The following is a 23415-nucleotide window of genomic DNA, read 5'->3' as shown; positions in this document are numbered from 1 at the left end:
TGAGCAGCTATCCCATCCGCCGTACTCAGGAGGAAACAGTCATGACCAGCTCACCTGGCATCAGGCGCGCATTCCACGTGGCAGTTGTCGCCATCACCCTCTTCACCACAGGCTGTGGGTCCTCCTCCTCATCATCATCGTCGGAAAACGGCGGCACGGTCAACATAAACGCCGGTGCCCTGCTCACCAGCATCAGCAACAGCATTCAGCAGCAGACAGACGCCGCATTAAAGGGGTGGGACTGGACCAGTTTCATCACCAGCTTCGGCAGCTTGCTCTCCAGTGCAAGCTATGATCTGGAGATGCGGAAGGTGACCTATCAGTCCACCGGCGCCGACGGCCAGTTGCACAGCATGACCGGCCTGCTTATCCTTCCGCAGCGCTCAAATTCGAAACCGTCAGTGCCAATCCTCATGTACCAGCACGCGACCGAAACATACCGCCCCTTCTCACCGTCCCAGTACCTGCTGCACCGGGACAGGCCTACCGATTACCCCGAAGTGATGGTTGCAGCGGCGATAGCCTCAACAGGCTATGCCGTAGCCATGCCGGACTATGAAGGGATGGGAGACAATACAGATCCCCACCCTGCCGTCCATGGCGCCTCGCTGGCCCAGCAGGTGATCGACATGCTGAGGGCAAGCCGCGACATCATCACGGGGAGCAGTGCCCCCTGCACCTGGAACAGCCAGCTCTTCCTTATGGGATATTCAGAGGGGGGGTACGTAACAATGGTTGCGACCCGACAGTTACAGCTGAATCACGCAGCGGAGTTCCCTGTCACCGCCTCCGCCCCCCTTTCCGGCCCTCACGACCTCTCCGGCACGATGCGCGCAGTCATCCTGTCCGATGCCCCGTTCAAAGCCCCTTACTTCGTTCCGTTCCTGCTGACGGGCTACAACTACGCCTACGGATCGGTGACGAATGTTTTCAGCCCCGCATTCGCGCTGAAGGATCCAACTATCGCAGCGCTGGTAAACGGCAACACTCGGTCGGAGGATATCAGCAAGGCGATGGGAATGAGCTTCAGCCCTGTACAGCTGATCGTGCCAAAGAGCAGCCTGACCCAGCAGTTCATAGACCAGCTCGCCAGCGACACAAGCCAGGTGGTCTCGATCCTGAGGGAGAATGACTCCTACCGCGGCTGGGCTCCGAACGTGCCGATGAGGATGATACACCACCGAGAAGATGACCTGGTTCCCTTCGCCAACTCACAAGTAGCCTTCAATGCCTTCAGCACCGCCGGCGCGAAGCAATGGGTATCACTCGTTGCGGAGCCGGCAACCATCAGCATCTCCGACAACCCCGTGCAGACAGTGCACTTCTCTGCCGCCGTCCCCGAGCTGAGTAACGGGTGGCGATGGCTGGACAGCTTCAAGCAGTAGATCCGGCGCTTTCCCCCTTGGAAATCAAAAAAGGGGCCACACATATCATCTGTGGCCCCTTTTTAGTGGTCGGTAACGGCAGGTCGCGCAACCTCGTTGCCATGCCCAATGGCGCCCTCATCTTGCTTTAGAGCAATCGAAGCAATCAAGAGCAATCGAGGTGTCAGCAATCGAGGGGTCAGGTCTGGACTTGGAAAAATCGAACGCTTCTCACAGACTTACCAGGACGTGTCAATGTCCAGACCTGACCCCTCAGGTGGTGCACTTAAGAATAGAATCCACCTGCTACATACGTCGAGCGGAAAACGCGTTTTTTAGTGGCTGCGAGGCTCGCAGACAGAAAGGCTGCGACGATGACGGAGGAAAGTGCCAGATCCTTCCAGCGCCTTCCTCGCAGACTTCGCCAGACCCTAACCGTGGATAACGGCAGCGAATTCTCGCAATTCAAAGAACTGGAAGCCAAGACAGGTTTGACCGTGTATTTTGCAGATCCTTACGCTGCCTGGCAGCGGGGCACCAACGAAAATACCAACGGGATCTTGAGACAGTACTTTCCGAAAGGGTTCGACTTCCGGAAGGTCTCAGACGAAGAACTGGACCTGATCGTCAGACAGGTGAACGAACGACCTAGAAAGTGCCTCGCCTACCGGACGCCTGCCGAAGTTCTGCGAACATCAGTGCGTGGTGCACTTACAACTTGAATTCAGGTTCACAACCGAGGCTTTTGCCCTCCTTCGCGTCATCGAAACTCCAGGCTCTGTCCGTTCCAACGTGTTCAGCCCTTTGCCGGTTGGTTACTCCGGCTCATATGGCCTCTGCTGACTTCTGCCGAACATGGGGCAACCTGTCTCCAGGTCGCCCTGCTCCGGGATTTCGCCTAGTGCGGGACGGCAGACCTCCCCGGGTAATGCGCGCGACCTTCACCCCATATACCCGCCGAATATACAGCCGTATCTTCCCGGATGGTTATCGGGCTTCGAAGATCATTGCCTTCTCGCCCAGATGCGACTGCCTCGTATGCGATTCCTGTTCGTCAGGCCGGGGCTTTGCCTGCTTCCTGCAGATTCCGGGTCGCCCCGGACACCCTTGCCGTTCGGCTAACGGTTCCCACCATCAGGGTCCGTAGAGGACTTTCACCTCCAAGTCACCTGTCCGCCACCACGGCTGACAGGATGGCGCGTGCGCGCCACGCGCCCTGCCGGGCGCACAACAAAAAAGGGTTACGGCCTAAGCCATAACCCTTTGATTCTTTTGGCGTCCCCGAGACGATTCGAACTAGACGCCCTTATCCTAGGGGGGAGGTCCCCCTAACTAACTGATTCTCTTACCTATCCACCAACAGATATGGGTAGTAAGCTGGAGCCTCCGATGCTCCCATCTGCTGCTTTTATACCCAATTCTATACCTAACTTCAAGCCCTATCTCGCGAAAGGGTTTGACACCTTGGCTCCTCCAGCACCTCCACAGCGTGTAGCAACTTGTTTGGGTTGAGGTGAGCGTACCTTTCTGTTATCTGAATAGTTGAATGCCCCAACCACTCTTTCACGACATAAAGGTCTACTCCGCGGTTCACCAACCTCGATGCGCACGTATGCCTCAAGGCATGTAGGACGAACTCCTTGTCATGTTGAAGGTTCATTTGCCTCCGGACCCAGCCCCATGCATACTCTACCTTGTTGATGGAGATGGCAAACGGCTTTACTACCTCAGCCTGTCTTGTCTCCAGGATGCCGCGTACCCTGCTCGTCATCGGAATGCTCCTCGGTCGCTCCCCCTTGTTGATCCATATGGAGATGAGGCCAGTATCAAAGTCCACCTCCTCATACCGGAGGTTCAGCAGCTCCGACAGCCTGCAACCGGTGTCCGTAAGCACCTCTACAAGGTCCGCAACCTCTCCGAAATACCGCCTACTATCGGAGTGATGGCTGTCACGCAACAACGTGACAACCATCTGCTCCTCATCCTGGGATAGTACTCGGATTCTCCCCTTCCGCTCCTTCTTGAGCCGGATATGGTCATACGGTTGCTTCTTATATTTGAGAATAGTCTTCAATGTTGCCAGATACCTATTGACCGTGGCGGTCTGTACGCCCTTCACCTCAAGCATGGACATGAGAGCTTCAACGGTGTCCTCCGTTATTGAGCGGATAGGTATGTCCCCTATCAGTCCGATAAGGCCCTGTGCCCGCCTATACGTACCAACTGCGTCCTTGTTAGCCTTCCATTTCGCCTCATGTGTCTGCTCAACAGCTTCGCTAAGAAGCAACCGCGACGACTTCTCAACAGGTGGTAACGTCGCCTCATCTCTAAGGCGCTGCTTGTCGGCAGCTTCAATGAGCTTGGCGTCACGCTTGGTGTACTTGCCAGTTGTCTTGTAGACCCTCATGCCCTTATAGACGTAATCCATGTAGAACACGCCGTTTTTGCTTCGTCTGTAGACTGACATTGTGATACCTCCGTATATTTGGGGCATAAAAAAGAGCCCCTTGGCTCTGGTTTAGTTTCATTATGAAAGGTGTGCAGGCTGCCTTTACCTTGTCTCCTTGCACGCTGTTATCAGATGCTGGAGGGCTATCTGATCCGCACTCGGTAGCTTGCCAATGTTGTGAATCAGCAGGTATCCGTTCCTCATGAGTTGTGAAAGCTCCGTCACCATTCTGAAGATGGTCGGGTATGGAAGAGCACGCGTGTCAAGGGATGAATAGACGTACTGCAAGAGTTTGCTTCCGCACGATTCACAGAAAATGACTTCCGCAGAATCGCGGGCTGCTATGAAACCAGACGCTGCTAAGGTCCCGGACCTGATCCCTTGTAACGTCTCCCCAACCCTAAGTGTCTTCCCGCAATATTCACAGGTTGTCATATGACACCTCTCTCTGAAAACGAGTAATAGCTGTCTCCGATCACAATATGGTCAAGCACCTTGATACCCACAAGATCGCCAGCGTCCCGCAGCCTACGGGTAACCTCCATGTCTTCAGTGCTTGGTATGGGATCACCTGAAGGATGGTTGTGGATCAAGATGATAGCTGCTGCCGAAGACAGGAGTGCAGTCTTGTAAACCTCTCTGGGATGGACAATGCTCTGATTCAAGCTGCCGATGCTGCATATGTCCACCGCCAAGATCCGATTCTTACCGTCCAGGTGCAAAGCAATGAAGTACTCCTTTGTCTCGTCCTTCAGGAAGGCGAAGGTATCAAAAACTTGCGTAGGTGACGTGTAGCGGATCTTCGATGACAGGTAGTTGCCGGTTCCCTCCGCTACCGTGATAGTTTCATATACTGCCTTGATCGTCTTGAGTTTGATGGTCCTGGGCTTGGTCGCCGGGACTTCTGCTGGTCCGAACAGGGTATCTATAGTCATGGGATTATCCTCCTTAGATTAGGCAGTCCATCAGGTTTTCGAGCATTTCCGTCGGTGATAGTTGCTCCCACTCCGCCCCCAGGTGGTCGATGATCTCTTGGGGTGTGTGCATATAGACCCCGTTGATCGCATCAGGTTGAGGCACCATATAAGCGTTCAGCCGCATGTGACCTAGGCCCTTATTGGTAGCGAGCACGTAAATCGCTATGCTCTGGGTAAAGACGTAGATGGTATCTCCTGCACTTCCAGGCAACTGGTAGTTGTTACCTTGGTGTTCGAGGATGAATCCGTTGATGTAGGTCCCTTGGTCGAGTTGGCTGCTGTGGACCTTGATGCTCGGGCAGTGGATAGGTTGCATGTAATTCTCCATATAAACGACGGAAGGGGCACGCCCTTGGTAGGCGATGCCCCTTCCCCTGTGGTGGTCATAATGGTTCGTTAGTCTGCTAAGTCTTCATGCGGCATAACATTCAAGATGTAGTCGGACGCCTTCTGAGCCTGTGCTGCTGCATGCACCAGAAGCGTCTTATCGTTCTTGAGGTTACGTAGCCAGCCCTGGATATAAGCAGCACTGTTCTCGATGATCGGTTGCTCGATGCCAGCATGAGCACACAAAAAGGTAGCCCCCATTTCGGCAACAAGTTCCTCCTTGCTGTACTCGTGGCTACCGAAGTATGAAGGCTCAAGGATACCCTTGCGCCCTAACCTGCTCGCGTGACCGGTAGCATGCGTAAGCTCGTGCAGGTACGTTGCATAGAAGTCGGTAGGTGTCTCAAATGCTTCAGGCTTTGGCATTTTTACTACATCGAGCAAGGGTGAGTATGATGCTCTGTGGCCACCGTAGTGAACAGTCGGCTTCATCGGCATGCCAGCTATGATCTGCTCTGCCTGCTCAATAAAAGTGAACCGGTGAACTGTCTCCGTTGCCGGTGGTGGCTCAATTCCATCTACCTGCTCCAGGTTGAACACTGAGTAGTACCTGAGCATGGGAATCTTGCCATTACCCGTGACAGCTTCCTCGCCTTCAACATTGGCATCCTTACGGTCCAGCCACTTCCAGAACACGACAGGTGTAGACTTCTCGCCTTTACGCACGAAGCCGCCTTTGTCCTGGGCTTGCTTGAAGGTTAGCCAGTACGGCGAGCTATAGGGCATGCATGCCAGAAGGAACACGTTGACACCGCGATAGTCCTTCTTGGTAATCAGGTTCTTAGGTTGATTGGTGGTAGCGTTCCAGGTCTTGCGCCAGGGTACTGTCCCTTGGGCTAACAGTTCCATAATGCGAGTGTTGATGACCTCGTAGACGTTCATCATTGGCTCCTTCGGGAGGTAGACGCACGTATCCCATGTACGGCTGGTAGTGTGGCTATCTCCCTTGTCGTGGTATGGGTTGTCTGGTGGTGTGGCTTAGGTTAGTCTGGTGGGTGTGTTACTTCTGAAGCTGAGCGGTGACCTTGGCCAGCACCTTCTCTTTGAGGTCGTCCCTGAAGGAAGGCATGTTGTCCTTGATGATCTGGTGCCCGATACCGGACACCTCCTTGACCACGGATGCTTTGATCTTCGCCTGCTGGCAGGCACGGTCGGTTGCGACGATTGCTTTGGTAATGAGAGTAGAGATGCACATGGTGATACCTCCTTAGCCGTTGGAATGGTCAGGCTTCTTCGATTGGCCTGACTCTATGGCTAAGAAAAAAGGGGGCATAAAGCCCCCTTGAAGTAGTTGTGCTGTGGTAGGTTATTTGGTGATAGGAGCCTGGGTTAGCTCTTCTGGAGTGAGTTGTTTATCTTGTCGAGCAGTTTGGCCTTAAGATCTTCACGATATTCAGGCAGGTTCTGTTTGATAATGCCGTGAGCTATGCCAGCGACTTCTCTGACTATTTCGGCTTTGACACGTGTTTGCTGTACAAGGTTGTCTGCGGATACGATTGTTCTGGTGATGATGGTCGTCAACATGGTTGCCTCCTTAGCCGTTGGATTGTCAGGCTTCTTCGATTGGCCTGACTAATGGCTAAGAAAAAAGGGACGGCAAAGACGCCGTCCCTAAGTGTAGTTGTTTGGGTAAGTTGAAGGGTGGGGTCGCGCCTAGCTGAGCTAGATGGGACCCGTTATGAGCTTACCTCCCTTTATGTATTTTTCGCCAGTGTATTTGATCCCCCCCCCGGGTCTATCCGCAAATCAGATTTACGAGATTCGATTTTAAAAATCACAAAAATGAAAATCAAATTTGAAGGTCACTACTTATGGATGCGAATTACGACTCAATTGCGCTCGACAAAAATAACAAACCATACAACATTAAAACAATCATTTTAGTAAACAATGCAAGGATAATAAATTTTATAATAGGAATAGTCCAGAAGGTAGACTCAAAAAAACATCCAGGCAAAGATTCTGGGGTTAAAAAAGAAAATACCAATAAATATAAAGCCAGTTTAATGCATTTAAAAAAAATTGCTCCCCCAACCTGCTTGTAATTGTAATTACATCCTTTAGGCTTTGCAGAAATACGATCATTATTAATTGAAATAAGAATCGTAGCAGCAGCAATTAAAAAACCGGTCAAAGACGGCAGGATTGCAATAAGGCTACTAATCATCTTGGTTAATCTAGTGTGCAATACCATAGATATGCAGTAAAAGGCAACCGTCCCAACAAGTGGTATCCACCACTGCAATATATTCTTATATTCACCCAACCCGCTGTTAAGTATACGCTGTTGATCCAATACAGAGGTCAATAAATTTGCATAAATTTTTTTGGTTTTATGGAGGGAGCCCTTTGATATCATAGCTTGCCTTGGTTGTCCTGAATGATAAGTAGGTCCATCTTTTCAGCGATCATCGTTTGCACTTTCTCAGTTTTCGTATTGAGTGGCAACTCTACTAACAGCCCCGTTTCACATTCTGGCTCATCGAAGTCCAAGGAAATCTTCATTCCAGCTTTATTTACGATGGTGACAATTGTTTTCACACCATCCTTCTTACTGAATGTAGGAATGAACCTATTAACCAACTTTTTACCAATCGAGCCTCTGGGGATCGCCTTAATTTCAAATGTGCTTTGGACTGTAAAGGTTTTATCGTCCTCATTGTGATAGCCGGGTATATTAGGCATGTCTGGTTCGTTATCAATTTGTTTTATTTCAAGAACACGTTTTGCGTTGTTGATTTCTTTCACGTAATCACTTACTACCCTTCTGCCTAACTCAAAGTACTCAGATGTTCCCAAGACGTAAAAAAACAGATTGTACAGCGACCCGAACCTAAACATCCGATTTTTTTCTGCGATTACTGAGTAGCCATCAAGCCTCTTGGTCTTGCTAATTGCTACATGTGTGAAATCTGCAAGAACTTCTTTGGACTCGTCAATGTTGATTTTCTGAAAAGACTTTCCGACTTTCTTATCCCTCTTATAATTCGAGGCATCTGCGTTGTCCTTACCAAATAAGACGACAAAACAGTTTGACATGTCTTGAACATCTTTAACATAGATAACACCACTGCTTGTCGTATATGGTGAACCCGATTTATATGCAGATTCGAAGGCATGCTGTAATTGTTTAAAATTCAATTTAGCGGGTTTGGGCAGTTGCAACTCGTACACACGGCCATAATTCTTATCTGACATCATTCTCCTCACTTCAAAAATTATTTATCATCAAACATTAGGCCAAATCGCTTCTATGAACGCCAATTCAGCAGATATCATTGCATCTACATATTTAGAAGAGCCAGACTCGGTGATAAGCTTCGAATTCCGAACATCAAGTATCGCCATTACCGTGTCTTCAGAGCAATAGGGTCTTAGGGACCTTTCCATCAGGTGCAAAACAACATCAATCCTGCTCTTAGGGATTTCATCACACTTAAGATATAGCTTGATGACATACTTTTTATTATCGAAGGCAAGTCCTAATTCAGGATTGACCCCGATTTGAAAAGAATTATAGACATACGGATAGTTAGGCGGGGGGAACCAGGCAATTTGCTTTTTACCCCACCACTTTACATACCCATGTGCTACTGAACCAAAATGTTTTAGCTTCTTGGTGTCGCTAACATACCCTAGGTCCAACAGGTATTCTCTATCATGGTCTCCTTGGTGTATTGAGATTAGCCTTTCCCTCATTTTTTTATAGAAATCTGTTGCTGGGTTATAACCTGTCCTATGCTTTACTTTGGCAATCTTGGCTGCTTTTTCAGTTCCAGCTTTCGAAACAATTTCCACAAAGTCAGTCAGCGACATCTTAGGCATGATGACCTCCGCAGTCGATTACAAATGTAAGCTACAAATTATCAATCTCAACAACCTTGGCTTTTTACGTAGTACTTCCTATAGAAGCTTTCTCCTCAGCGCGGGCAATGCCGCACGTCATCAGCAGCATGATGTTAGTCTTTGAAGGTAATCGCTATGCTGTCGCCTGCAGGCGAAATATCACAACGAGAGATGATGTGAAATATACTTTTACATTTGACTGGGCGACAATAAGATAGCAAACCTAGAAATCTAGAATGCCTCATCTAAACTGCTAGCGGCTTCAAGTCTAGCCTTAGAGGTGTACCTTGGGCATTGTGGAGCCTTCACCTTGCCTTTAGGGACAAGACGGATTGGCGTAATTTCTTGCGCAGGTGACGCAAAGTTGAGAACATACTTGGCGGTATCTTCCCACTGCTCAATAGATAAGACAGGTGCAATATGGGTAATCGCTGATTCCGGCGCTACTCGATATACCGCTATGTGCTTGATCTTAGGTCTCATACTCGGATGGATTCTGATCTGATACCACCGATTTTCTCCAATAAAAGTTTCGAGGAAGCCATCTTCCCTAGCAGGGACTACGATCGTATCTATTTCTGAAGGATCTAGCTGTAATGTTGTCAGCGAAGCCTCTTCCCCAGCACCAACAATATCTACAAGGAAGGGCTGAAACTGGAACATTTTGTCACCAGAGCTTGTGCAAAACCGCTGGAGGGTGAGGATTTCAACTGGAAACTGAAAACGTGAAATTAGCACTTTCTCAAGCTCGTCCGACAGAGAGTCTATTATGACGAGTGCATTGAATCGGTCTTTACCATAGATAATCTTCTCCAATAGGACATCCAGGTTTTCGAAGTTATTCTCCGTTACATATTTTTGACACTTCGCGTGTACAGTCGCATTTGAAACTATTTCCGTTTTTAAAATGTTCTTTAAAAGATACGGCGATGTCTCGAACGACAGAGAAAATTCGAGTATTTGCACAGCAATATGTTTTAGAGGATCGTGCTTGGCAAGCTCATTTTCTACGACGTATAGTTTAGGCTCCTTTTTACTGGATAGATCGATGAGGTAGCCGTCAGGAATGTTGTTAGTCTTCCCTTTTGCGCCAATCTTCTTCTTAACATCGATGTAAATCCGCTTCTCTCCAAAAAGCTGATCTGCTGCATCAACTATCGCAGCCTCAAGCTCGGCCTCGGTTTCGAATGGTGCCTCTTCATATGATGCAATTTTAGACCAGAGCATAGCCTCACCTATTAAATTTTCAATAACACTTTTCAGGTATTACCTTTGGCTGAAAAACATTTATTATTTCGAAGCGGTCGGTGCCAAGCATTCGAGTAATTTCTGGTAACACTTGTTTAGCTGCCTGATGCGTGTCTAATGCATCGTGAATATCAACCATAATATGATGGCATATACCATCACCTAACTTCCTATACTCCACCTTAAAACTATATACATACATAAAGTTGTTGTACCCTCCATCATATATCCATTCCATAATGCGCAAATATTATGGATATCTTTTGAGAATAATTCCTTTCACATCGTCTACTGAGAGCATCTCATCCGACCGGCGGTGTATCATTCTATGACAATTGCAGCAAACTGTAATTAGATCTGTTCTCGGATCAACATGCTGTTCTTTCCCAAACGTGCTGATTGGTTTAATATGATGGACCTCTATGTAACCACTACCTCTCTCCCCATACATCTTTTCAAAATTAAAGCCACATATGTTACATGCTAAGCCGTGATGCTCTATGGCCTTCTGGCGGTTGATGGCATCACGCTCATATCTTCTGCCGTAATACTCCTTTACTCCACCCTCCAGCCTAGGGCCCACGTCTTCTACCTGCTCAGCCTCAACATCTTTGGTTATATCCTGTTCCGATACCTTCGCCCCAAACATTACTGCATAGGAGCGATAGCCATTAATACGTCCCAATTGCATCACGATTTGCTTGCTCGGCTGTTGATCTGTTTGGTACTGGCGGAGGTGATGCGGGTATGATGTGTGTAGCAGCGAGGTAAAGGCGGCATCCCAGAAGAGCCGGGTACGTGCGGTTCCCTGAGATTCCATCGTTATATTGGCAGAATATACCTCGCCTCCGACAGCCAGTGTGATGTCCACCCTCTCCCCAGGACCAAGTTGTCCTTCTAGGAAAAATGATCTTATCTCCTGTGGAATACCAGTACCTCGATGTAGGAAGGACGATTTGTCTAAGATTTTCGTAACATTGTTGTCATCTACAATTTTCCAAGAGAAAGACTTAACTCCTTGTTTTGATATGATTTCAAACCCTCTGTCTCTAAGGAAGCTATTAGTTCTCGGTCCACCCGAGAATTTTTCGTGGCTGTATTCATACCCCAGCGCATACTTTCCAGCAATGGATATGACGTATTTGGGCGGATAATCCTTTCCCTCATGTCGCAGTAGCCACACAGTAGATTCCCTTTCTGGAGGGACCCCGTCAGAGTCAATTTCTTTTATTGCATATAAAAGGTGGTCCCTTTTTATCTCTCTTGGTATCACTAATGAGTCCTTTTGCAGACTGCTGGCAACTTCCTTCAAGAACGACGCACTCTCTGGAGTGTCAGTATCTCAATACTACATGCATTAAATTTGGTGCCACTCCTTACACTATTTTCCTTGCTTCAAACATTGACACCTTAACCTGTTCTATCGACAATACATTGTTAGGATCTCTATGAATCATGGAATGACAGTTAGGACAGACGGGCCTCAAATCCTTTATAGGGTCTACTATATATTCCGTACCTATTGAGGAGATCGGGACCAAATGGTGAACATGAATGTAGTTCATGCCTATGACTCCGTACAGCTGCTCCATACTGACTCCACATGCAGCGCATTTAAAACCGTAGTGAGCAATACATTTACGTCGAGCATCAACGTCTCTTTCATAAATATTTACTCGCACAGTTTTTGAAGCGCCTTCTTTATGTATAATTTCTTTTGGCACATCGTCTGGATATATTACTTCGTTATTGTCAAAACGAGAGTCTACAACTTCCCAATTGAAATCTGCAGCCTTCCGTATCTCACTCTCCCACCACGCAAAATCCTCATCTTTTTTACCGTAAACCTCAAAGTATCCCCTTCCGGGCATAAAGGAAATTTGAGTAATAATGACGCCCGTTATAGCGGGATATCCTTTCTCGTATATCCATTCTGCAAGCTCACGCATGCCTTGATGTTCAAGGCTTTGCCCGACGGTCTGTCCCCTCATAGACAAGCCTAATGCGTTATGTACGTTACTGTAAGACAAGTAAGTTTCTGGTTTACCTGGCTTTACATAACCAGCTTTAAGCTGTGAGACGAGGTAGTTGAGCAAACTCTTAGCTTCAGGACTTAGCACAGAATACTCCTGGACAAATTTGTTGTTGCAAACGATCTCCTACTTCCGATCTGCTACCCCATAGAACGTTTCTACTGGATAGTTTGCTAGATTTACAGCAAGTTTCCTTTCTGCAGCAGAAACTAAATCTATTCCAACACGTTCAGCCAGCAACAAAAGTGCGATATATACGTCACCGAGCTCGTATTCAATGCGTTGCCTCTTTTCGCCTTGCTTTAGTACTGAGTCTGCTTCGGCATTGGAGACCCATCTTAGTTCTGCCAACAGTTCTCCCACTTCGGAAGCCAATAGCATGCTAAGATTTTTGGGGTCATGAAATTGGGTCCAATTCCTATCAGCTACGAAGCGTCTCAGGTTTTCCAAAAGATCTTGCTGACTTGTCATAGCCCACTCTCTCTTTTATGCTTTTCAAGCGCAGGTCTCGCTGGCCATAGCGTTTTGTCTTTAGGTACAGAGACCATTTTCCCAGTCAAATAGCTGTAATGCCCTGCTCGAAGCTCTGGATGAAGTATCACTCTAAAGTCATGTGGAGATATCGTGATCTTTCCGAGATCAAACAGGGTGTGGATATCGGCCCTAAGCAAGATTCCATTTGGCACAGTGTTGGTGTGCGCCCCTAAATAGGGCGTAATATGGGCAGCTTCAAGGGCATCAGAGGAATCACAGCCTGTGATAGCACATTTACCACCATAGGCGCTCATCAGCGCCTGCCGAAACTGCGGTTGCCCTTGTCGCCTTACTATTGACGCCATAGTTTTCTTCCTAGCGTCTTCTTCACTACTAGGGAAAGAGTCACCATCAGTCTCCGCTAACAGGGCATTTGCTGGTGGAGCCTGTTTGACGAGGTCAATTGGAGAAGTCTTGAAAGTTTTGTATTTAACTATCTGAGGTGGAAACTCAAGCCCATAATCTGAGGGCGTTTTTTGGTGGAGATCAGGAAGGAATATGCACTGGTCAAGGAGAATGCAACCTATTTTTGGGTCACGATCGGACGTTTCTTGAGATCGTTTATCCCTGTAAGCATTGAGCCTACCAACCATATCGTCATAACTTGCAGCGCCATTTCCAATGTCATAACGCTTCCAAGCCTCACTTGCTGAAATCAATTCATAACGAAGGAAACGCCCCCCTCCTCCAATCTTTCTAGGTTCACTGCCCTTAAGAACGAAGTACCAGTAGTCACCTTTGTGTAAAGTGGCTATATTCCAGTCAGTCGGAGTCCAGAAGTTTACCACTGAAATTTCAGGACGTTTCCGGAGAAACTGAAACCAATTTGTATCAGTCGGAGAAAGAGCAATCACTTTGGACCTCCTTACTACAGGCTTCTTTTCATTCGTACATATTTCCTGAATTCCCACGGAGGCTGAGGGTTGTACTGTTGCCAAAGGCCCAATTTATTATTTCTAGCTCTGTCCTCTGCACTTACGTATTCAGAACTATACGCGCCACCCAAATACTCCCTGTAGGCCCATGCCCATCCCTCAGCAACCATTTCTCTGTTGATACTCCGACTCCCAATCCAAACTAAACAAACGAGCCGTTTGTAGCGATCTATACTCATTACATCAAGACGCACAGCCTGATGGTAAACCTTATTGCCCAAAGCTTCCCATGCTTGATTCGCATAGGGTTGTCCAGGACTTGATACCTTTCCAGTTTTTGTATTTGACTTTTCAGTCTCAGGTGCATCTATGCCATAAAGGCGCACTTTGACCTTCGTACCAAGAATATCGTTAACCGTTATGGAATCTCCGTCTGTTACTTTGCTGACGGTGCCCTGTATGGAGCGGATCGGATTTTTCGCCAGTGAGGAATTTGGAAAAACTAAAAGAAGAGGTACAAGAAACGTGACGAACCAGGAGGAGAGAAAACTGTGCGATGCAGTAGGGGGTGGAGTTCTGAACTGCAAGATTCGTCCTCCAAGTAAGATTGTGACTATATAACAGTTTTTTTTAATCATGTCTACCTAAACATTTACACGTTCGTGTCATTCAAAATCGTCACATATTCTATTGAAGTTAGGAGAAAATTAGGATACTTTCCCTTAACACAAATTCTGAGGAGGTGATTAAATGACGACAACACCTAAAGAGACAGCTTTGTTCAAGAAAGGCAAGCTCTACAGCATTTCCCTCAGCGACCTCAAGCCTGACCCGTCTCAGCCTCGCAAGCACATAGATGATTCAGAGCTACAAGAGCTTAAGCAATCCATCGAGGTACATGGTCTTCTCTCACCTATCATTTTCAGACAGGATCACGACAAGAACCTGATCCTTGTAGCAGGAGAAAGAAGATTTAAGGCTTGCAAATCTTTAGGCAAGACCACCATCAATGGGATCTTCATTGACACCGAAAAGTACGATGAGATAGCCCTCGTGGACAATATCCAGAGGGTTGATCTGCATCCTGTCGATGAAGCTGAGGCAGTTAACAACCTCAAGACCAAGTACGGCTACACTCAAGAACAGCTAGGTAACATGGTAGGTAAGGCCCAGAACACCATATCTGATATCTTAGGGTTGATGGCCTTATCAGAGGAAATACGTGAGGATGCTAGAGGAAGGAAAGAACTTAGTAGAGGCGTATTACTCAAGATAGCCAGGATCAAAAGACCTACATCCCAGAAGAAGGCTTATGATGCCCTTATTGCCTCCCTTGGTATGCCCAAGAAGGAGATAAAGAGACCTAGACTGACTATCACCAAGAAGGCTATTACCTCTAGTGACAACACCCTTAAGTGCATTAAGGGTATAGACCTCGATGCCCTTGGTGATGATAGGGAAGTATTCATCGACAAGCTACAGGAATTGTTGCATGAGATTCAAAATAAGCTTGGGAGTATAGGTGCTTAGGTTGGATCGGCATACCGATACTCGCTGGTGATCAGGTACAGAAAGGCCCTATCAATTAAATCGATAGGGCTTCTTTTGTGTCAGCATTCCCTAGGCAGCCTGTCTTAACTCTGGCTCTCGATATCTTCGTAACAGGGACTCCACCCCCATTGGTTTAAGACCAAACCGTTCCCCTACTACGTCAATTGGGATACCCTGCCTTACCATTTCAACCACTTTTATCTTCTCCGAGGGGTGGATGATCTGCCGTGGATACCTTCCATTCTCAAAGGCATGTGTATGGTTCTCCAGGCATGTTACCCACTCTAAATTGCTAACTCGATTATCTGTTTTAATGCCATTCTTGTGATTTATCATCGGTTTATTTTCTGTATTTGGGATGTATGTCTCAGCTACCAACCGGTGAACGTAGTATAGCTTTGTTCTGTCTTCCCCGCTCAACACGACTCTTACATAACCATGGTAGGTCCCAACTTCTTTCATGACCAGCAACTTGGGACTAAATTTTCTTGGCAAGCTATAAACCACACCATCTCTCGTAATCGCATATAACCCCTCAAAACCAGGGATTTCTTTCGCACCATCAATCATAGTAACCATTATTGTCTCCAGATATTTTAGTTCTAACCGTGGTTAGGTACTTGTTAATAACTGGATAATGGTTCCTTAGGTGAAGGAACGAAATCTTGCAAATCGGGAATGAATACTAGTATGTGCCGTTATTATCAATTATGGGCAGAAAGTACGTCTGCTCCCAAAATAGTGGCTATTTCATAAGCACAAGCCCCCGCAATTAAACACCCTGGGGCACATGTCTTAATGACGTTTTAAGGGTGAACCGACCTCGCAGTATCGGTACAATAAATGAGCTGCACACTCCAGATTTCACGATGTGTCCTAGAGATTAGTTCTGCGGGAGATAAAGGGAGTTCAACTGTCAGCCTAGCCGCGAGTGCAGTTGACGTGCGGTAAAACTAGACCTGGGCGCACCTTTCCTTATCTAATTAGTGGTGTAATTACACCTCTCCTTGTTACAACTTTCGATTTTTTTTGATTTCGATGGTGTACAGGGGGGGGTGTATCTTGAGGATGGTTGTTTGCTTCAATGTTACGATCGGGGTGTCGTTACAGGGAAGTTACTTAGCAGCATTAAGACAACCAGTTAGACATGCTCTAATGGCCATGAAGGCCATGTGTGTGCTTACGTTACATGACAACAATGCAAATAATCAACAAACGTGCAACTATACAAATCAAGCAAGTTGACCTGACGAACATCCTAGCCACTGTACTGACAACTAAGACGCTATACAAATGCGTATCATAAGCACAAACAACCAGTGTATTCATATACTGCAAGACTATGTATGTTTAAAGTCTCTGTAAAAGCTCAGATGTTTACATATACGGCAATCGCGCATACTCGTTTCAAGTGGGTAGTCTCGCAAGCACAGTTATCGGGATCGCGTTCACAATCCGTAGAATGTTTGTTTCGTGAAGGCGTGAAGGATATACTTCTCTATTTTTTAAAATAATAAATGTATTTCTGAAAGTAGCACCTTCACACCTTCACAGAGTCATCACCCGTAGGGGGCGTGGCCACTAGGTTGCGTGCTGCATACTAACCGGTTGGTGTTGATGTGAGAGCAATTCCCACCCGTTCGTTATAAGCTCTTCCATGATCGGGAACGTAACCTAGATCACTAAGATGACGGTAAAACGTACTCGCAGGTATAACATCGCTGCCGTCCGAAATCCGAGCATGGTATCCGGTATATGCTTCATACAACGCCGAGGAGCCACACCGCAAACCTTCACCTACGCAGCAACACGTGTTCACAAAGTGTTCGATGCTGCTTGCTGGACTAACTTCTGCAGCAGGGCGCTCTTCCAGAGGTATAGCACCAAGGCCCTCATTGGCCCACATTACGCTGCCCTCTACCGCCCATGCAAGTATTCCTTCACGTTCCTCTGCTAGAAGCTCGTCCTTGAAATGCCTGTTACGTTCATTTTGTGGTATCGATACCAGGAACGGGATAATTACTACTCGTTCAACTAAAGCCGGATCGTTCAAGTTCAACTTAGGGAGGTGGTTTGTCGCTATGAACAGTTTGAACTCTGGAACGAACTCTACCTCGGAAGCTCTTAAGGGTCTGGCTGTAATAGCATCACCTCCAGACATCCCCTTGATCAGTCCTTCATCAAACTGGTACTGCCTATGCGTCTCCGATGCAGACGCAAACCTGTGTCCTTGAAGCCGAACCAAGTCTGTTCTGATTGGGTTCTGGAATCTCCTCGTCAACAGAGTCTCAGCCGCAATCATCACACTGTAGTCTGGGCCTAGAATATCCCTCATCACGTTTATAATCATTGATTTACCGTTATTTCCTCCAGGCCCCCAGCAGATGAAAAAGCATTTTTCTCCAGTGTCACCCGTTAAGCAGTATCCGATCACTTTCTGAAAATACCTTATCAACCTCTCGTTTCCCTGAAAGGCCATGTTAAGAAAAGCATGCCATTTTGGACACGAAGCGCTACGGCTGAAATCTATTTCACAAAGTTTAGTAAAATAGTGATCCCTATTGTGTGGAAACAGTTCACCTGTACGGAGGTCAACAGTCCCATTTTGAACATTGAGGAGATATACCTCCTTGTCTAGCTGTCCTGGTGATGGTAACTCACCTCGCGCCATCTCAACGACACTGTTGATCCTCGTCTTATTCAAGCTCTTTGCAATCCATTTTGTGAGGCGTCCTTTCTGATCAGGATCGTGAAAGTGTGGCAATTCGACTTCACGGATTTTCATTACGCTTTCTGTCGCAAGCTGCTTGATGCGTTCCCTAGAATCCACCTCCCAGCACCTACCGTTCCAAATAAACCACCTTTTACTGTGATGGTCATAAAAAACATCCTTTCCGAAATGGTGAACAAATCGAAGGCAGTTCCCATAGTCAGTTGTTATGGCATCTTCAGGAACTGAAAAGCGATTAACAGGTGGCGTAGGTACTCCTGAAACATTTTGCATCGCCAACCGCGACATCACCTCGTATATATTTCGCATGTTCTTTTCCCTTTAAATGTGGCGGGGGATTCCTCCCCCGCATTAGTTGCGAAGACTAAGCCAGGTATTCTTCGTTTATGACCGCTGATTTCCCGTGTTTTGCCTCGTACCGCCTCTGAGCCTCTTCCATGATTTGCCGCTCAGTTACCAGTTCGGGCATAGTGCGGGATTCCCGAGCCTTACGGTATGCGTCACGCTCAAGCTCGCGGGATGCATGAGTGAAAAACATCTGGAAAGACTTATCATCAGATACAGGAATAATCAGAGCCTCTTCCAATTTCTCGATACGCTTCGGATTGCTCATGTAGAAAGCACTGCTCGATGCCTTGTTTAGCTTCTGATACAAGGTTGCTACGACTGCTGGATCAATGGTGGTAGTGGGGCCTGAAACCGGTGCCGTGGAGGATGCGCGTTGCTCCTCTTCGGCATTGGTGGTCGGCTGGCCGCCTTCTGCCTGAAGCTGGCCAGAAGGGGTGTCTACGGCGGGGTTAGCGGTGTTGTTCGAGTCGTTGATAATTTCCTGTGTCATCTCTCTGTCTCCCTCATCTTTGTGATTGCTGGCGAACCAGCTTGATGGCGAGGACAGTACACAGAAATAGGGACTCAGAGAAGACGATGAGGTGGGTTATGCGTCGCATAAGGGGGGGTATGGGGTCCCCTCCTTGACATTCTACTTCTTAAATTCTTTTTGGTGAACGGAGCAATCTTTACAATCCTTTACCCCAGGCATCCCCTTTATCCTGGATATGCCTTCTGCCTCAAATACTACCTTAACTGTCTGTATCACTACTTCTTCAGAAACTTTTGCATCATCTGCTCCTTCCAGCAAATATTCTCCTGTCTCTTTATCAACTGACTTTTCGTATATGAATCTACCAAGCTGTGCATGATTACACATACACCCATCAGCAACAGTTTCAATGACATACTTTGTTATCTTATTCTTAATACTTCTGTTTGCTGACCACTTTTCATTAGCACCATACACACATTTTCGTGTATGGTCTGAATTTTGAGCTGAAACATGAATTAGATCATGGTGTCCCTCATGACGGCTAACTTTAACGGCATTTTGAGCACAAAATAGGAGTCTTTTAAGTGCAACAAGATCAACGTCAAGCAAGTTGTTATCTTCAATGCACCTTAACAGCACATCTCGACTAAAGGTTGTCGTAAGCGGGTCTATTACATATTCTGGATACTCCCCGTACAAGTCCTCCATTTCTTCGTACACTTCTTTCGGGGTATGGTAATGGAGTATCTTATTTACCATCATTTTAGTAAGGTACAGCCTGTACTTGTTTTTAACTTTGTCGAAAATGACCTCGAAGTTTTGCCGTTCAAAGTAACCTTTGTTTTCCATTTCGAAGCTGGTCAATATATCCAACGACTTGGATAAGTGCCAGGTATCTTCGACCCCGAATATTTCATAATCAAACTGCTCAAACCTGACCATTCCGGCTCCTAACGGATTACATATCCCTTTTAAAGCGTGCAATATCGTACACTTACACCCAAGGGAACGGGATATTTTACGGGACTTTACCAAATACCAGCTTATTCATGCAAACGTTATGTAGATGAAATTGCAGGTTTTTGGGCCCGGTTCGAAATCGTTATCTGCCTTTTAGATAATGATTGAGAAGCGGAACTGGTGATCTTGGCATAGCGCCTGAAAGCCATCACAGCCGTCAATGCATCTGTGACAACAACCACCTACGCCCCACCCTTGCGCCAACTGGAACAACTACAGCGCTCAAGGGTTGCAGCGTCCTTATCGTTTAAACGCAACCGTTGCAAATCTAGGCCAGTGTATAATTATTAGGATGTAACACTTTGAGTTTGTTGTTTGTTATAGTCTACAATTACAGCTTCGAACTGTTGCAAAATACTGTCAAATCCACTGAAATCTATGTTTTGCTGATTTGCTTTTATCACCTTTTCTGCAAAAACTATCTTTCCGTACTCTGTTTTTGGATTAAGCTCGGCACTACTGTTAAACTTCTTTCCGTCAATCGTAGTCGATAACGTTTTTGCGTCGAACAGATGCTCTATAGCCGTTTCTTCTTGTCCAGGTTTATTAGGAATTAGTATGACATAAAGATTATCAGCATAACGATGAAATGTTTTTGCGGGGTTTTTGTGATCAATCTTCTTCTTAATTTCTTTGGCACCTGAATCGTTATCGACAAGCAGAATAACAGGATGTTTTTTACCCTCACCTTCAAAGCCTGCCATATTTTTATGGAAATTCTCCATTATACTGGCTAGCCCAGGCGTACCTTCTGACATAGCAAAAACTTCCTTAAGATTTTTACTCATATTCAGAAAGCTTACTTCATACACAAATTCTTTGCCATTTAACTTGATTAAACTAGGGTGGCTTTTACCTAATTGCCTCAAGGCGCATTTCAAATATATGACATCTGTTTTTCCTTCGCATATTATAAGGGGCTTTTGTAATACAAAAAAATGTTTGTAATGAAGAAACTGCCTATACAACTTCATTACAGCTGAAGGGTAGCTCCTTTTAGCGCAAGTCTTCCGCTGGTCGTGAGATGCTTTAACACTGTAAATGTAACTGAGTACACCCTCCAAGTAATTTAAAGTGCCACTTTTTGCATGCTTCTCAGCACTTGCTTCCGCCTGAACATCACTGCTCGCTACAGGTTGTTCAATTGTGCTGACATGATGACTCCCCCTGTAAAAGTCACCGTTCAAAAACAGGGAGTAACACATTGATCTAGCTTGTTTGTAGTATTCACGCCGGACGTTTACCTTGTCATTGACTACAAGCCCAGTGGCAATTTGTCTCCCGGTGGAATTTTGTAATGATGTTTTCCTTTCATTAATCGTAAAATCAGCTCGCTTAAGTTCTTTCAACAGCCCTGGACCTGCTGTCCATTCTTTGTCACTTCCTTCTTTTAGAACAGCAATAAGATCTGGAAATTCTTTGCGATTGGTTGAAAATGTTAAGTCATCTGCATATCTCGAATATGTACACTTGGCCTTTTTAGCCAACGTAGCCATTCTTATATCTAAGTGCCCGGCCACAAGGTTTGATATCACTGGAGAACATGGACTCCCCTGAGGCAGTTCGTCCCCACAACAAGCTATTTGAGCAATGACGGTTGCCACTTTAGGCTCAAGCGTGAAGTGCACATTCTTAATAAAAAATCCTCTCACTCTGCCAAAATGGATTGTGGGAAAGAAGTCTTTGATATCCGCATTAAAAACATGCCGTCTATTGACATGATTTTCCGCATTTGTCACAATAGAAAATTTTTTTCTGAAAGCGTGACATAAAGGATTCTTATGAGGACCTTTGGTATATATTTCCTCATAGCACTTGCCTAGATGATCAGCCAAGCGTTTCTGTAATCGCTTTAACTGCTCTGTAGGTGCTTTTATTGTACGCTCACCACCACCCTTCTTGGGTATGGTAAATACTGTATATTTTTCTTCAAGCGAGAGCTTGTATAGTATGTAAGATACTGCTTTAGGCTTATAACCAAGAAGGACTGCTAGATCGCTGAGAGTAACTGCTTTTTTCAGCTTTTCAAGAGATGACATGAGGATCTTACCTGAGAATTGTACGCGGCTCGTAGGCACTCTTAAGCGATAACGTCAAGTAACGTAAAGTCATAATGCTAGTAGCCAAAGTGCGGTACGTCTGTGGGAAGCAACACTCCCTGACTTTGGTTTCTTATATTGCGATTCACAATAACAAATCTGCCTACAAGCCGCGCCTCATAAAAACATATTTTTATTAAAATTTCAAGTTTCTTGTCGTTTTTTCCTTGCAGGAAAGACAACTTCGTAACTCAACTGCGACAATGCATCCAGTAGCACCTTAGGCTGGTACCGCTTACCATATCTACCACTGGTAATACTCGCGTGTGAATGCCCTAGTATTTCGGCTATAATTCCCTCTGAGACGCCTTTTTGCTTTAGGGCATCAGCTACGGTATGCCTCATGCTGTGAAAGACCTTCTTGGGGTCTTCAGTGACGTATTCGCGGTTGAATCTTTGATACCACTTGCCGATCCCGTTGGTATACCCATGTAGCCGTATATGCTCAAGATTCATCCACAGCCGGGGATATTTGCCCTCCTTCATCTTTTCCACATGCTGAAGGAAGCCAAGGTCTATTAATGCCGGGTGAAGAGGTATAACTCTGGCACTTGCCGCATTCTTAAGCCGCTTGTCACCGATACCATTGATATTGAAACACCAATGGCCCTCAACATTTAGAACGTCTTCCGTATGAAGCTGACAGATCTCGTTTAACCTCATCCCCGAATACAGGCCTATCAGCGGTATCCAGTATCGTTCAGGCGTAGCGGCATCAAGTGGCAGGTTAGCGACAATCTTCTTGATGTCTTCAGGGCTATACGAGCTCCTCTCTTCGTCGGCTCTCTGCTTCTCGGACAGTTGCAGTCCTGTACCGGGGTTATTGGGGATAAGGCCATGCTCACAGCAGTACTTGAGGAGGCTGCCAACCCTGGCCATATGCTTATTCACGGACTTAATACTTATCCCCGGCCCGTCACTTGACGCTACAGCCTGCTTCACCGACTTGCCTGGGTTCCTCTTGTAGAAATGTGGTGGTACTCGCAGCAGCGATGACCTCAGCTCTACCAACATTGGTCTGGTGATCGTCGTTATCTCAATGTCGCCGAGTATATCCACCAGCAGCTTGAAGACGCCTTCCACCTCTATCTTGGTCTTATCTGTCCAGCCTGACTCCTTTTCAGCCGTGTACGTCTTGATGACATCCATGACCGTCTTCCCCTTGGGTCGCTGTTCCTTCTGTACAGGCAGCAAGCTATTCACCACCCGCTGAGCCTGGTCCGGTGCTAACGTACCAGTCCTTAGCAATGCGAAGGCATTGTGAGTCTTGAACTCGCAATACCGCAGCATGGTCTTAGCAGCGTGCAACTGGTCTGTCTGGAGTGACTTCTTGATGAACTTGCAGGGGAACAGATGGGACAGGTCAGCAGGGACTTTAATCTTGTAGTAGAACCGCCTATTGACCGTGATTAGGTGTGTTGGATATGACAAAGCCTCTCGCTCCTTGTATACCTTGTTGTATACCTAGCATTGAGAGG

23 protein-coding genes and 2 pseudogenes are annotated in these 23415 nt (G+C 46.6%); 3 read left to right on the top strand and 22 right to left on the bottom strand.

Annotation, left to right across the window (positions count from 1 at the left end; all coding sequences use genetic code 11):
- Positions 1-41: 41 nt before the first annotated feature.
- On the top strand, positions 42-1385 hold the full coding sequence (locus LPW11_RS16540; RefSeq protein WP_230994980.1) for a lipase family protein: 1344 nt from the start codon (positions 42-44) through the stop codon (positions 1383-1385).
- Positions 1386-1669: 284 nt separating this feature from the next.
- Positions 1670-2086 (top strand): annotated as a pseudogene (locus tag LPW11_RS16535) (IS30 family transposase); the annotation flags it as partial.
- Positions 2087-2796: 710 nt separating this feature from the next.
- Here the strand turns inward: LPW11_RS16535 and LPW11_RS16530 are convergent.
- The 15 genes from LPW11_RS16530 to LPW11_RS16460 all read right to left on the bottom strand — a co-directional run bounded on the left by LPW11_RS16530 (position 2797) and on the right by LPW11_RS16460 (position 14300).
- Positions 2797-3831, bottom strand: a complete 1035-nt coding sequence (locus LPW11_RS16530) for a tyrosine-type recombinase/integrase (RefSeq protein ID WP_230994978.1) — start codon at positions 3829-3831, stop codon at positions 2797-2799.
- A gap of 413 nt (positions 3832-4244) precedes the next feature.
- Complete coding sequence (locus tag LPW11_RS16525) at positions 4245-4748, bottom strand: JAB domain-containing protein (protein WP_230994977.1); 504 nt, start codon at positions 4746-4748, stop codon at positions 4245-4247.
- Positions 4749-4761: 13 nt separating this feature from the next.
- On the bottom strand, positions 4762-5106 hold the full coding sequence (locus tag LPW11_RS16520) for a hypothetical protein (RefSeq protein ID WP_230994976.1): 345 nt from the start codon (positions 5104-5106) through the stop codon (positions 4762-4764).
- A gap of 80 nt (positions 5107-5186) precedes the next feature.
- Positions 5187-6059 (bottom strand): ArdC family protein, encoded by an 873-nt coding sequence (locus LPW11_RS16515; RefSeq protein WP_230994975.1) that lies wholly within the window; start codon positions 6057-6059, stop codon positions 5187-5189.
- A gap of 118 nt (positions 6060-6177) precedes the next feature.
- The gene (locus LPW11_RS16510; protein WP_230994974.1) at positions 6178-6372 is read right to left on the bottom strand and encodes a hypothetical protein; all 195 of its coding nucleotides are present in this window, start codon (positions 6370-6372) and stop codon (positions 6178-6180) included.
- 134 nt (positions 6373-6506) lie between these two features.
- Positions 6507-6701, bottom strand: a complete 195-nt coding sequence (locus LPW11_RS16505; protein ID WP_230994973.1) for a hypothetical protein — start codon at positions 6699-6701, stop codon at positions 6507-6509.
- A gap of 298 nt (positions 6702-6999) precedes the next feature.
- The gene (locus tag LPW11_RS16500) at positions 7000-7536 is read right to left on the bottom strand and encodes a hypothetical protein (RefSeq protein WP_230994972.1); all 537 of its coding nucleotides are present in this window, start codon (positions 7534-7536) and stop codon (positions 7000-7002) included.
- Positions 7533-8375, bottom strand: coding sequence for a hypothetical protein (locus LPW11_RS16495; RefSeq protein WP_230994971.1), 843 nt, complete (start codon positions 8373-8375; stop codon positions 7533-7535). The genes LPW11_RS16500 and LPW11_RS16495 overlap by 4 nt, the downstream gene beginning before the upstream one ends.
- Before the next feature lie 30 nt (positions 8376-8405).
- Entirely contained in the window at positions 8406-9002 is a 597-nt protein-coding gene (locus LPW11_RS16490; protein WP_230994970.1) for a hypothetical protein, read from the bottom strand.
- A gap of 252 nt (positions 9003-9254) precedes the next feature.
- Positions 9255-10250, bottom strand: coding sequence for a hypothetical protein (locus LPW11_RS16485; protein WP_230994969.1), 996 nt, complete (start codon positions 10248-10250; stop codon positions 9255-9257).
- A 271-nt stretch (positions 10251-10521) separates the two neighbouring features.
- The gene (locus LPW11_RS16480) at positions 10522-11583 is read right to left on the bottom strand and encodes an HNH endonuclease (RefSeq protein ID WP_230994968.1); all 1062 of its coding nucleotides are present in this window, start codon (positions 11581-11583) and stop codon (positions 10522-10524) included.
- Between the two features lie 64 nt (positions 11584-11647).
- A complete protein-coding gene (locus LPW11_RS16475) occupies positions 11648-12391 on the bottom strand; it encodes an HNH endonuclease (protein ID WP_230994967.1) in 744 nt (247 codons plus the stop codon).
- Positions 12392-12430: 39 nt separating this feature from the next.
- Positions 12431-12775, bottom strand: a complete 345-nt coding sequence (locus tag LPW11_RS16470) for a nucleotide pyrophosphohydrolase (RefSeq protein WP_230994966.1) — start codon at positions 12773-12775, stop codon at positions 12431-12433.
- Positions 12772-13692 (bottom strand): HNH endonuclease, encoded by a 921-nt coding sequence (locus tag LPW11_RS16465; protein WP_230994965.1) that lies wholly within the window; start codon positions 13690-13692, stop codon positions 12772-12774. Before LPW11_RS16465 ends, LPW11_RS16470 begins: the two co-directional genes overlap by 4 nt.
- Positions 13693-13706: 14 nt before the next feature.
- Positions 13707-14300, bottom strand: coding sequence for a thermonuclease family protein (locus LPW11_RS16460; protein WP_230994964.1), 594 nt, complete (start codon positions 14298-14300; stop codon positions 13707-13709).
- 163 nt (positions 14301-14463) lie between these two features.
- Here LPW11_RS16460 and LPW11_RS16455 point away from each other — a divergent pair, with 163 nt between their 5' ends.
- Entirely contained in the window at positions 14464-15243 is a 780-nt protein-coding gene (locus LPW11_RS16455) for a ParB/RepB/Spo0J family partition protein (protein ID WP_230994963.1), read from the top strand.
- 90 nt (positions 15244-15333) lie between these two features.
- Here LPW11_RS16455 and LPW11_RS16450 read toward each other — a convergent pair whose 3' ends face one another.
- From LPW11_RS16450 to LPW11_RS22405, 7 genes and pseudogenes are all read right to left on the bottom strand, one after another.
- A complete protein-coding gene (locus LPW11_RS16450; protein WP_230994962.1) occupies positions 15334-15843 on the bottom strand; it encodes an HNH endonuclease in 510 nt (169 codons plus the stop codon).
- Positions 15844-16864: 1021 nt separating this feature from the next.
- Entirely contained in the window at positions 16865-18304 is a 1440-nt protein-coding gene (locus LPW11_RS16445) for a DNA primase family protein (RefSeq protein WP_230994961.1), read from the bottom strand.
- 55 nt (positions 18305-18359) lie between these two features.
- Positions 18360-18833 (bottom strand): hypothetical protein, encoded by a 474-nt coding sequence (locus tag LPW11_RS16440; RefSeq protein ID WP_230994960.1) that lies wholly within the window; start codon positions 18831-18833, stop codon positions 18360-18362.
- 141 nt (positions 18834-18974) lie between these two features.
- On the bottom strand, positions 18975-19760 hold the full coding sequence (locus LPW11_RS16435; RefSeq protein ID WP_230994959.1) for a hypothetical protein: 786 nt from the start codon (positions 19758-19760) through the stop codon (positions 18975-18977).
- Positions 19761-20125: 365 nt separating this feature from the next.
- On the bottom strand, positions 20126-21877 hold the full coding sequence (locus LPW11_RS16430) for a retron Ec67 family RNA-directed DNA polymerase/endonuclease (RefSeq protein ID WP_230994958.1): 1752 nt from the start codon (positions 21875-21877) through the stop codon (positions 20126-20128).
- Between the two features lie 204 nt (positions 21878-22081).
- Complete coding sequence (locus LPW11_RS16425) at positions 22082-23086, bottom strand: site-specific integrase (RefSeq protein ID WP_230994957.1); 1005 nt, start codon at positions 23084-23086, stop codon at positions 22082-22084.
- 99 nt (positions 23087-23185) lie between these two features.
- Positions 23186-23368, bottom strand: a pseudogene (locus tag LPW11_RS22405) (DUF6538 domain-containing protein); the annotation flags it as partial.
- Between the last annotated feature and the right edge of the window lie 47 nt (positions 23369-23415).

The sequence above is a fragment of the Geomonas sp. RF6 genome (assembly GCF_021044625.1).
GTDB lineage: Bacteria > Desulfobacterota > Desulfuromonadia > Geobacterales > Geobacteraceae > RF6.
Note: the sequence above shows the minus strand (reverse complement) of the source record. Positions and strands in the feature narration are given on the sequence as shown.